Raw genomic sequence first — 11717 nt, forward strand, 5'->3', positions numbered from 1 at the left:
CTTGGGAGCTTCCATTAACCAAGCAGCTTATCTTCGAGCTGTTCTATTTCACTTTGCAACTTGGCGATAAATTTTAGTTTTCTGACGCTATCTGCAGCTTGTGGCCACTGATTCTGTTCGAGCAGCTGTTGTAACTCAAGCAGTTGTGATTTGAACATTTTGCTGACCTTCGCCTCAAAGTCAAAGAGTTCTGACTCAACATCACTTGAGGTCTCTATTTCTTCGAGGGTCTCACGCAGTTCCATCTGTTCCATTAAGAACATAGGGTCTTGCAAGGTTTGCTGTTCAGCTCGAATATCTACGCCATTCTCAGCCAGCAGATACTCTGCTCGAGAAATTGGCTTACGAAGTACTTCGTATGCGTCATTGATTTGCGCTGCTTTCTGAACCGCAAGCATGCGGTCACGCTCGGAAGCGGTAGCAAAGTTATCGGGATGAAAGCGTCGCTGTAATTCTCTGAATTGAGAAGAAAGAAGGCTACCGTCCAGCTGAAACTGAATAGGTAGCCCAAATAGTTCGAAATGGTTCATAACATAGACTCGCAAACAAGAATCGTGGAGCAACTGGCTAAACCAACTGCACCACGACTATTAAAGGTTAAACATTAAAGCTCTCACCACAACCGCACTCGCCTTTTGCGTTTGGGTTGTTGAATTCGAACCCTTCGTTCAAGCCCTCTTTCACGTAATCAAGCTCTGTTCCATCGAGATAAACCAAGCTCTTTGCATCGATGATGACTTTCACACCTTCGTGCTCAAAGACTTCATCACCATCATCAAGTTCATCAACAAACTCAAGAACATAGGCCATACCAGAACACCCAGTGGTCTTTACACCTAAACGTAATCCAATACCTTTACCGCGGTTTTCTAAAAACGTTCTTACTCGGCTTGCTGCTGCTTCTGTCATTGAGATGGCCATACTACAACCTTTGTTTGCTTCTCTTGATGATATATTAAGGCTTGGTTATCCAAGCGATTTAGTCGTGCTTTTTCTTATAATCGGCTACGGCGGCTTTAATTGCGTCTTCCGCAAGAATTGAGCAGTGAACTTTCACTGGCGGCAACTCTAGTTCTTCAGCAATTTCAGCATTTTTGATAGCCGCAGCTTCTTCAATTGATTTACCTTTTACCCACTCTGTAACCAGTGAGCTTGATGCGATAGCTGAACCGCAACCGTAGGTTTTGAATTTCGCGTCTTCGATAATACCTTCTGGTGTTACCTTAATCTGAAGCTTCATTACGTCGCCACAAGCTGGCGCGCCCACCATACCACTTCCCACAGCTGGATCATTTTTATCAAACGACCCTACATTACGTGGGTTTTCATAGTGGTCAATAACCTTTTCACTATATGCCATAATAAATTCCTCGAATCCTCTACTATCGTGAGATTAGTGGTGTGCCCACTCGACCGTATCTAGGTCAATCCCTTCTTTATACATATCCCATAGAGGAGACATGTCACGTAACTTGTTCACTGCTGTTGTAATTTGCTCAATCGCATAGTCGATATCTTCTTCTGTCGTGAAGCGACCAAACGAGAAACGTACAGAGCTGTGTGCCAGTTCATCGTTCAAACCTAATGCACGAAGTACATAAGATGGTTCTAGGCTCGCTGAAGTACATGCTGAACCGGATGATACTGCAAGATCTTTCAATGACATCAATAGCGATTCACCTTCAACAAATGCGAAGCTCACGTTTAGGTTGTGAGGTACACGCTGCTCTAGGTCACCATTGATCGTAACGGCTTCAAGATCTTTAACACCGTTTAACAGGCGATCACGCAGAGATTTTGCATGGTCATAATCTTTTTGCATATCTTGCTTAGCAATAGCAAATGCCTCGCCCATACCAACAATTTGGTGAGTCGGTAGCGTACCAGAACGGAAACCACGCTCATGACCACCACCGTGCATTTGTGCTTCTAAACGGATACGTGGTTTACGACGAACGTAAAGTGCACCGATACCTTTAGGGCCATAAATTTTGTGAGCTGACATTGAAATTAAGTCAACTTTCATTTCTTGAACATCAATTGGCAATTTGCCAGCCGATTGCGCAGCATCAACGTGGAAAACGATTTTCTTGCTGCGGCATAGCTCACCAATAGCGGCGATATCTTGAACAACACCAATTTCGTTGTTTACATGCATGATAGAAACAAGCACAGTATCGTCACGCATTGCAGCTTCTAACTTTGCTAAATCGATAAGACCATTGGCTTCCGGCTCAAGATACGTTACCTCAAAGCCTTCACGCTCTAATTGACGACATGGGTCAAGTACTGCTTTATGCTCTGTTTTACAGGTAATAACATGCTTACCTTTTTTAGCGTAAAAATGAGCAGCACCTTTAATAGCAAGGTTGTCTGATTCTGTCGCGCCCGAAGTGAAAATAATTTCGCGAGGATCCGCGTTCAACAGATCGGCGATTTGCTCACGCGCGTTGTCTACTGCTTCTTCTGCTTGCCAACCAAAACGGTGTGATCGTGACGCTGGGTTACCAAAGGTACCGTCCATCGTCATAAATTGAACCATCTTCTCTGCAACCCTCGGGTCAACAGGACATGTGGCAGAGTAGTCTAGATAAATAGGCAGTTTCATTCTTTACTCCAATGTAAAAGCAACACTACTTACGAGCGAACATTAATTCCGATGGGTGCGGTGCTTGTACTTTTTCTTGAGAACCCATGATTTACCGCAAGATCTACGTCTTGTCGGTCTGAAATTTCTAATACTTCATTATCTACCATCAGCTCACCAAGAGTGATGTTATTTAAGAAGTCACTAATGCGAGAGCTTAAATCTCTCCAAAGCGTATGAGTGAGGCAACGTGTACCACCTTGGCAATCGCCTTTACCAGCACATTTGGTTGCATCGACAGACTCATCAACAGCAGCTATCACCGTTCCAATTGCAATATCAGACGCTTCTGCGCCGAGTCGGTAACCACCACCTGGGCCGCGTACACTGGCTACAAGTCCAGCTTTGCGCAATTTTGAGAACAGTTGCTCTAAATATGACAGTGAGATCCCTTGACGTTCAGAGATATCTGCCAGAGGTACTGGGCTTTGCTGTGAGTGCAGTGCGACATCTAGCATCGCCGTTACTGCATATCTTCCTTTTGATGTTAGTCTCATATCACACGTTTCCACATTGATTATGTGGTTTCGATTTTTCCATACCTGACTATTTTAATCAAGTATTTATTTGACTAAAATAGTCAGGTATTTAACCCAACAGAAAAAGTGGTTATTTTTTAACCCCTAGCCCTTTTTCTATTGACGTTAAAATACCACGCAACGTGTTGATTTCCTGTGACTCAGGGCGAGCTCTGCTGAACATTCTTCGTAATTTGTTCATTACTAACCCTGGTTTATCTTCAGAGATAAACTGGGTATCGGTAATGACTTTTTCAAGGTGTTGGTAGAATAATTCTAGCTCTTTGTGGCGTGGATACTCTGCTTGCTCTTGCTCAGGAAACTGGTTAGCCACACGCTGCAAATGCGCAACACGTACTTCATAACTTAATGTCTGAACCGCCATCGCTAAGTTAAGAGAGCTGTATTCCGGGTTTGCAGGAATACAAGTATGAAAATGGCAAAGCTGCAATTCTTCGTTGGTCAAGCCAGTGCGTTCACGACCAAAAACCAAAGCAACAGGGTGTTGCTCACCTTCAATGGCAAACTTCTCGCCACACTCTCTTGGTTCAATCATAGGCCAATCCAGTGTACGAGAGCGCGCACTTGAGCCAACAACCAAACCACAATCTTCAATAGCATCTTGCAATGAACCAACAATTTGAGCGCCAAGCGCAATATCACTAGCACCCGCTGCAAGCGCAATCGCTTGAGCATCTACCTCACATTGTGGGTCAACCAAGACCATCTGGCTTAAACCCATCACTTTCATCGCTCTTGCAGCTGAGCCGATATTACCGGAGTGAGAGGTTCCGACGAGGACGATTTTCACGTTGTCTAGCATTGTCAAATTGCACCGAGATTACAAAACCGACGAATAATAACATAAACCCGACTAAAATAGTCAGGGTCTTTTTATTCACCCCAATGACAGAACAAAAAATAACCACTTCCTTTTTGCCAAAACTTTGGTATACTCGCCGCCGCTTTTTGTTCTTTAACATCCGTTGGGAAAATTCGTATGCATCCAATGCTAAATATCGCTATACGCGCTGCGCGTAAAGCGGGCAACCATATTGCTAAATCACTAGAAAACACTGACAAGATCGAGTCGGTACAGAAAGGCACTAATGACTTTGTTACTAACGTAGACAAAGAAGCTGAAGCACTCATTATCCATACTATTCAAACATCTTACCCTGACCACAGCATCATCGCTGAAGAAGGTGGCATGATTGAAGGTAAAGATAGCGACGTACAATGGATCATCGACCCACTGGATGGCACTAATAACTTCGTTAAAGGTATTCCACACTTCTCAGTATCTATTGCGGTTCGCATTAAAGGTAAAACTGAAGTCGCGTGCGTATACGATCCAATGCTAAACGAGCTATTCACTGCACAGCGCGGTGCTGGCGCTCAATTAAACAATGCTCGAATCCGTGTTAACACTCTAAAAGACCTAAAAGGTACTGTCATCGGTACAGGTTTCCCTTCGAAGCAAAAACAGCACTCTGAAAGCTATTTCAAGATCATGTCAGCAATGTTTGTTGAATGTGCAGACTTCCGCCGCGCAGGTTCTGCTGCTCTTGATCTTTGCTACGTAGGTGCAGGTCGTCTAGACGGTTTCTTCGAACTAGGCCTAAAACCATGGGACATGGCTGCAGGTGAGCTTATCGCACGTGAAGCTGGCGCTATCGTAACTGATTTTTCAGGCGGTACTGAGTACATGAAGTCTGGTAACGTTGTTGCTGCAAGTGCACGTGGTGCTAAGAGCATGCTTAAAATCATTCGCGAGAATGGTAACGAAGCTATCCTTAAGTAATTAGCTTAAGACTCACAGCCCGTCACAGCTGAATTTGAAATCCCGGCCATTGGTCGGGATTTTTTGTTTAGCGTTTTCGGTGCAGTGAGATAGTTACTGTCATCCATTTATGACAGACAAAAAAAGCCACTCGATAGAGTGGCTTTTGCGATTTAGGACGATGCTTTCGTCATCCGTGAGTCACGCCTGTGTGGGGATGACGACGCACCTGAAGTCTAATTCGATGCCTTAAGGCATCTCATCAAACTCTGCACCTTCTTTCTCAATCTGCGGTGGCATTAAGTGCTCTTTCTGGATACCCAGTTTCAGAGCCAGAGCCGATGCAACATAGATTGAAGAATAAGTACCAACGGTAATACCTAATAGCAAGGCTGTTGCGAACCCGTGAATCATCGCACCACCTTGAGTAAAGAGTGCGATAACTACGAATAATGTAGTACCAGACGTAATCAAAGTACGGCTTAACGTTTGAGTGATTGAGCTGTTCATAATGTCAGCTGGCTCACCATTACGCATCTTACGGAAGTTTTCTCGAATACGGTCGAAAACAACGATCGTATCATTGAGCGAGTAACCGACTACAGTAAGCAGTGCCGCAACAATGGTAAGGTCGACTTCGATTTGCATCAAAGAGAAAATACCCAACGTAATTATAACGTCGTGCGCGAGTGCTAGTACCGCACCTGCCGCTAAGCGCCATTCGAATCGTACAGATACATAGATCAAGATACAGATTAACGATACTAGGATCGCCAAACCGCCCGCTTCAGTCAGCTCATCACCCACGTTCGGACCAACAAACTCAATACGGCGCATTTCAACGCTTTCGCCCGTACCTTGTTTAATCGCATCTAAAATCTGGTTACCTAGTGCTTCCGCTTGTACATCTTCACGTGGACGGAGACGAACCATGACATCACGAGATGAACCAAAGTTCTGAACCGTTGCATCACCGAAGCCTTTCGCATCTAGAGCTGAACGAACTTGCTCAAGATTAGCCGGCTGCTCAAAGCCAACTTCAATCAACGTACCGCCAGTAAAGTCTAGACCCCAATTCAACCATTTGGTTGACAGAGTAAAGATGGCAGCACCTATCATCACGAGCGACAAGGCAAATGCCGCTTTAGACCAACGCATAAAGTCGATCGTTTTGTCTGCTTTCAATATCTGAAACATAACTAACCCTTAGATCGACAACTTGTTGATACGCTTACCACCGTATACTAGGTTCACGAGGCATCGTGTACCAATGATGGCAGTAAACATTGAAGTGATAATACCAATCGACAGCGTTACCGCGAAGCCTTTGATTGCTCCGGTACCTACTGCGAATAGAATAATCGCGGTAATTAGCGTGGTAATGTTCGCATCAGCGATGGTACTAAACGCATTGGCATAACCTTGGTGAATCGCTTGTTGAGGGTTACGTCCCTCTTTTAGCTCTTCACGTATCCGTTCAAATATCAGAACGTTCGCATCAACCGCCATACCTACGGTAAGTACGATACCTGCAATACCTGGTAACGTCATCGTTGCACCAGGAATCATCGACATCACACCAACGATCAATACGATGTTAGCCATTAACGCCATATTGGCAAATAGGCCAAATCGACGGTAATAGACCAAGGTGAATAGCATTACGGCGATCATACCTGTAATACATGCCTTAATGCCCATATCGATGTTTTGCTGACCCATTGATGGACCGATGGTACGCTCTTCAACGATCGAAATAGGTGCAATCAGAGCACCGGCACGCAATAGCAGAGCTAAGTTGTGAGCTTCGGCAGCAGAATCGATACCAGTGATGCGGAAGTTGCGACCAAGTGCCGATTGAATCGTCGCTTGGTTAATAACTTCTTCATGCTTATCAAGAATAACTTTGCCTTCCGGTGTGCGCTTGCCGCTGTCTTTATACTCAGCGAAAACCGTGGCCATCAGCTTACCAATATTCTGACGTGAGAACGCCGCCATTTTGTTACCACCTTCGCTATCTAGCGAGATGTTAACTTGTGGACGTCCATATTCATCAGCACTTGAACTTGCATCGGTAATGCTCGCACCACCTAAAATAACGCGCTTCTTCAACACCACAGGACGACCGTCACGGTCTTGCTTGATTTCACTACCCGCTGGCGCTCGACCATTAGCAGCCGCTGCAAGATCCGCAGAGCTGTCTACTTCACGGAATTCTAGCGTTGCCGTTGCACCAAGAATCTCTTTAGCTCGAGCAGTATCTTGTACACCTGGAAGTTCAACTACGATTCGGCTAGCACCTTGACGTTGAACCAGAGGTTCAGCCACACCCAGTTCGTTTACACGGTTACGTAAAATGGTGATGTTCTGCTCGACAGCATAGTTACGAATCTCTTGTAGACGAGTTTCTTTAAAACGCGCGACAAGTGCGAAACGACCATTTGAGTCAGAATCAAAGAAGTCCATGTCTGGGTGTTTCGTGGTTAGCACCGCTTTTGCTTCCGCGAGTTGTTCAGCGTCACGAAGTAGTACTTCAACACCGTCTTTACCCGATGGACGAATGGAGCGGTAGCGAATTCGGTCTTCACGAAGCTCACTACGAAATGCTTCTTCTTGCTGACCCACCAGCTTTTCCATCGCAGCGTCCATATCCACTTCCATCAAGAAGTGAACACCACCACGAAGGTCCAAGCCTAATTTCATTGGGTTTGCACCGATCGACTCTAGCCAGTTTGGCGTAGCTGGCGCTAGGTTCAATGCAACAATGGAATCTTTACCTAAAGCTTGGCTGATTACGTCACGCGCACTGATTTGAGTATCAGTATCGTTGAAACGAACAAGAATGGAGCCATTTTCTAAAGCAATGGACTTACGAGAGAGTTGCTCTTCTTCAAGAGCTTTGGTGACAGTATCCAGCGTCGACATATCAACAGAGGCGCCACGCGCCCCTGTAATTTGAATAGCCGGATCTTCACCGTATAGATTGGGAAGTGCATACAAAGCTGCAATGGCGATGGCAAACACCACCATCAGGTACTTCCACAAAGGATAACGGTTTAGCACAGCGAGGATCCTTTAGCTGTTTTTATAGAGACTTTAGCGTACCTTTTGGTAGCACTGCAGTAACGAAGTCTTTCTTAATAACTACTTCATTGTTGTCGTTAAGAGCGATAGCAATGTAGTCGTTGTCTTCAGCAATTTTAGTGATCTTACCAATTAGACCGCCATTAGTTAGGACTTCATCACCCTTACCCATAGAAGCCATTAGGTTTTTATGCTCTTTAGCACGCTTAGCTTGTGGGCGGTAAATCATGAAATAGAAAATTACCGCAAACATGCCAAGCATAATTAGCATTTCAAAACCGCCACCTTGTGGTGCCGCTTCAGCTGCGTGAGCTGCAGAAATCAAACTCATCGGAAAACATCCTCTTTAATGTAAATACATATCCAAAATTGGGCTATCCCCCTATCTTTTCAAGAAGCAAACGGTAACTCAATGTTTCATAGCGACTTAAACACATAAAAAATGTGACCGAGAGCTAGGATTTGGTACCAATTGCAGGGATAGCCGTTTATTTAGCCAACTATTTCATATCTAGTGGCGGCACTTCGCGATTGCGTCGTGCATAAAACTCTTCTACAAACTCATCAAAACGGTCTTCATCAATCGCAGTGCGGATGCTTTCCATCAGACGTTGGTAGTAGCGTAGGTTGTGAATCGTGTTTAAGCGAGCGCCTAAGATCTCATTACAGCGATCTAAATGATGCAGATACGCTTTAGAGTAATTTTTACAGGTGTAGCAATCACAATGCTCATCCAATGGACCTGTATCCGTCTTGTTCGTTGCATTACGGATCTTAACAATGCCACCGGTTACAAACAGATGTCCATTACGTGCATTTCGAGTCGGCATTACGCAATCGAACATATCGATACCACGGCGAACACCTTCAACTAAATCTTCAGGTTTACCTACACCCATTAGATAGCGAGGTTTGTCTTCAGGTAGTTTAGGCGTTGTATGCTCTAATACACGGTGCATGTCCTCTTTTGGCTCACCAACAGCAAGACCACCAACCGCATAACCGTCGAAGCCAATATTAGTTAAGCCTTCAACAGACACATCACGTAGATCTTCGTACACACTACCTTGGACAATACCAAACAACGAGTTAGGGTTCTCAAGCTTGTCGAAATGATCGCGAGAACGTTGTGCCCAGCGCAATGACATTTCCATCGACTTTTTCGCTTCAGCATGGGTCGCTGGGTATGGCGTACATTCGTCAAAAATCATCACCACATCAGAGCCAAGATCTTTCTGGATTTCCATCGATTTTTCAGCATCCATGAAAATCTTGTCACCGTTTACTGGGTTACGGAAATGCACACCTTCTTCAGTGATTTTGCGAATATCCCCAAGGCTAAATACTTGGAAGCCGCCTGAATCGGTAAGGATTGGGCCATGCCAGTTCATGAAGTCATGCAAGTCGCCGTGCATCTTCATGATTTCTTGACCTGGGCGCAACCATAAGTGGAAAGTGTTACCTAGAAGAATTTCAGCTCCAGTGCCTTTTACTTCTTCAGGTGTCATACCTTTCACAGTACCGTAAGTACCAACAGGCATAAACGCTGGCGTTTGTACCGTCCCGCGTTCAAACGTCAATTGACCACGACGAGCGTGACCATTTTTCTTTTTTAGTTCGTATTGTAATTTCACGAAGCCTCCACATTGCCAGAGACACAGTCTGACTCAATCTTAAAACGCACTAACAAGCGTAGCTTGTCGCACTTGAATGCACTAGCCAAGCGACTAGTGAAGTTGGTAATCCTTACCGTATTCCACTGGCTCCTTGAGTGAAATAAAAATCTTAAGCGGTCTTTTTGGTAATGAACATCGCATCACCGTAGCTAAAGAAACGGTACTTCTGTTCTACAGCGTGGTGGTATGCGCTCATCACATTATCGTAACCCGCAAAGGCACTGACGAGCATGATGAGTGTGGACTCAGGGAGATGGAAATTGGTTACTAAGCAATCCACCAGCTGATACTCATATCCCGGGAAAATAAAGATCTCTGTGTCACCAAAAAATGGCACTAGCTCTGTGCCGTTTTTCAGCGCATCTTGCGCAGCGCTTTCTAAAGAACGAACGGATGTTGTACCGACCGCAATAATTCGGCCACCGTTTGCTTTGGTTTCATTGATCGCGTCTACGACCTCTTGCGGCACTTCAACGTATTCCGCATGCATATGATGGTCGTTGATATTTTCAACTCGCACAGGTTGGAAAGTACCTGCACCAACATGCAGAGTCACATAGGCAAAGTTTACGCCCTTGGCTTTGATTTTCTCAAGTACAGCATCATCAAAGTGCAGACCAGCGGTAGGAGCAGCAACCGCACCGGGTTTCTCGTTGTAAACGGTCTGGTAACGTTCTTTATCGGCATCCTCATCTGGACGATCGATATAAGGAGGTAATGGCATGTGGCCAATATCATTAAGAATATCAAGAACCGTCTTCTCAGACTGCATTTCAATCTCAAAAAGTGCGTCGTGACGAGCAACCATCAACGCTTGGTATTCATCATTCTCTCCAAGGAACAGTTCTGTACCTGGTTTTGGAGCTTTAGAAGATCGAACATGAGCTAAGACACGCTTGTCATCAAGCATACGTTCGACAAGTACTTCAATTTTACCGCCTGACGCTTTACGTCCAAACATTCGTGCTGGAATCACGCGAGTATTATTGAACACGAGCAAATCGCCCGGCTGTACTTGGTCAACAATATCAGTGAAGCTTCCATCTACGACTTCACCAGTATTTCCGGTTAGCTGAAGCAGTCGGCTTGAGCTTCTTTCGGCTTTAGGGTAGCGAGCGATAAGCTCATCTGGTAAATCAAAATGAAAATCTGAAACTTGCATAACACCAATCTTCTATATTAAGCGACAAAAACGGCGAAAAAATTCGCAGCCGCATAGTATAAAGTGACCCGTTGGAATAGCAAGCTGAACCGTCATTACCCAACGTAAATGCTGTGTTTTTAGGGCACACAATTTAACCTTAGTATCAGTAAGTTTATTTTGTGACTGGCGCTACAAAAAACGACGCCTGTCTCAGACTTAATCCATGAAAAATTCTATAGTTAAAGTACACAATCAGAACGAGTTGGAGGCCCTATGATTAAGGTCGAAGATATGATGACTCGCAACCCTCACACCCTATTGCGGTCTCACTCCCTAGCCGATGCTAAACATACGATGGAAGCACTCGATATCAGGCATATACCTATCGTTGATGCAGAACGTCATTTGCTCGGCATTGTTTCTCAACGTGATGTTTTGGCGGCACAAGAATCCATCCTACAAAAAATCCCAAGCGACCAGTCTTACACATTATCCACCCCATTGAGTGAACTCATGCACAGTAATATTATGACGGTGGAACCAAGAGCCGGATTAAAAGAAAGTGCACTCTACATGCAAAAACACAAAGTGGGATGTCTACCTGTTGTGAAAAATAAACAACTAGTTGGCATTATTACTGACAGTGATTTTGTCGCGATTGCGATTAACTTGCTAGAACTTCAAGAAGAAGTCGAGCCGGACGAAGTTGAAGAGAGTAGCGATTCGGAAGCACTAGACGCGTAACAGTCAAAAAAAGGGAGCGGCTTGCGCCGCTCAAACTTACCGACATTCAGTAGCCATTACTGAACTACTGAGGCAGTGCTCAAAACCAGTCGAAGCGTTAAGCTTCTGTTTTTCAATGATG

13 protein-coding genes are annotated in these 11717 nt (G+C 44.8%); 2 read left to right on the forward strand and 11 right to left on the reverse strand.

Annotation, left to right across the window (positions count from 1 at the left end):
- Positions 1–14 precede the first annotated feature (14 nt).
- From hscB to trmJ, 6 genes are all read right to left on the reverse strand, one after another.
- Positions 15–530, reverse strand: coding sequence for a co-chaperone HscB (gene hscB / locus MMA19_RS24010; RefSeq protein ID WP_006072580.1), 516 nt, complete (start codon positions 528–530; stop codon positions 15–17).
- Between the two features lie 67 nt (positions 531–597).
- Entirely contained in the window at positions 598–921 is a 324-nt protein-coding gene (gene iscA / locus MMA19_RS24015; RefSeq protein ID WP_006072581.1) for an iron-sulfur cluster assembly protein IscA, read from the reverse strand.
- Positions 922–979: 58 nt separating this feature from the next.
- The gene (gene iscU / locus MMA19_RS24020; protein ID WP_006072582.1) at positions 980–1360 is read right to left on the reverse strand and encodes a Fe-S cluster assembly scaffold IscU; all 381 of its coding nucleotides are present in this window, start codon (positions 1358–1360) and stop codon (positions 980–982) included.
- 33 nt (positions 1361–1393) lie between these two features.
- Complete coding sequence (locus tag MMA19_RS24025) at positions 1394–2608, reverse strand: IscS subfamily cysteine desulfurase (RefSeq protein ID WP_006072583.1); 1215 nt, start codon at positions 2606–2608, stop codon at positions 1394–1396.
- 29 nt (positions 2609–2637) lie between these two features.
- Positions 2638–3144: a Fe-S cluster assembly transcriptional regulator IscR gene (gene iscR / locus MMA19_RS24030; protein ID WP_006072585.1), complete on the reverse strand. Its 507-nt coding sequence runs from the start codon at positions 3142–3144 to the stop codon at positions 2638–2640.
- A 112-nt stretch (positions 3145–3256) separates the two neighbouring features.
- A complete protein-coding gene (gene trmJ / locus MMA19_RS24035) occupies positions 3257–3988 on the reverse strand; it encodes a tRNA (cytosine(32)/uridine(32)-2'-O)-methyltransferase TrmJ (RefSeq protein ID WP_240207479.1) in 732 nt (243 codons plus the stop codon).
- 177 nt (positions 3989–4165) lie between these two features.
- Between trmJ and suhB the strand changes: the two genes are divergently transcribed.
- Positions 4166–4969 carry an inositol-1-monophosphatase gene (gene suhB, locus MMA19_RS24040; protein ID WP_038227968.1) on the forward strand — a complete coding sequence of 268 codons (804 nt, stop codon included), beginning with the start codon at positions 4166–4168 and terminating at the stop codon, positions 4967–4969.
- 228 nt (positions 4970–5197) lie between these two features.
- Here the strand turns inward: suhB and secF are convergent, their stop codons facing one another.
- From secF to queA, 5 genes are all read right to left on the reverse strand, one after another.
- Positions 5198–6145 (reverse strand): protein translocase subunit SecF, encoded by a 948-nt coding sequence (secF, locus tag MMA19_RS24045; RefSeq protein WP_038227970.1) that lies wholly within the window; start codon positions 6143–6145, stop codon positions 5198–5200.
- Positions 6146–6154: 9 nt separating this feature from the next.
- Positions 6155–8011, reverse strand: a complete 1857-nt coding sequence (gene secD, locus MMA19_RS24050; RefSeq protein ID WP_006074800.1) for a protein translocase subunit SecD — start codon at positions 8009–8011, stop codon at positions 6155–6157.
- A gap of 22 nt (positions 8012–8033) precedes the next feature.
- Positions 8034–8363, reverse strand: coding sequence for a preprotein translocase subunit YajC (gene yajC, locus MMA19_RS24055; RefSeq protein ID WP_006074799.1), 330 nt, complete (start codon positions 8361–8363; stop codon positions 8034–8036).
- A 169-nt stretch (positions 8364–8532) separates the two neighbouring features.
- Positions 8533–9666, reverse strand: a complete 1134-nt coding sequence (tgt, locus tag MMA19_RS24060) for a tRNA guanosine(34) transglycosylase Tgt (RefSeq protein ID WP_006074798.1) — start codon at positions 9664–9666, stop codon at positions 8533–8535.
- A gap of 151 nt (positions 9667–9817) precedes the next feature.
- Complete coding sequence (gene queA, locus MMA19_RS24065; RefSeq protein WP_006074797.1) at positions 9818–10870, reverse strand: tRNA preQ1(34) S-adenosylmethionine ribosyltransferase-isomerase QueA; 1053 nt, start codon at positions 10868–10870, stop codon at positions 9818–9820.
- 255 nt (positions 10871–11125) lie between these two features.
- On the opposite strand from queA, the gene MMA19_RS24070 reads away from it, so the two are divergent.
- The gene (locus MMA19_RS24070) at positions 11126–11596 is read left to right on the forward strand and encodes a CBS domain-containing protein (protein ID WP_038227972.1); all 471 of its coding nucleotides are present in this window, start codon (positions 11126–11128) and stop codon (positions 11594–11596) included.
- Positions 11597–11717: the final 121 nt, after the last annotated feature.

It is taken from the genome of Vibrio sp. CyArs1, assembly GCF_022432925.1.
Classification (GTDB): Bacteria; Pseudomonadota; Gammaproteobacteria; order Enterobacterales; family Vibrionaceae; genus Vibrio; species Vibrio mediterranei.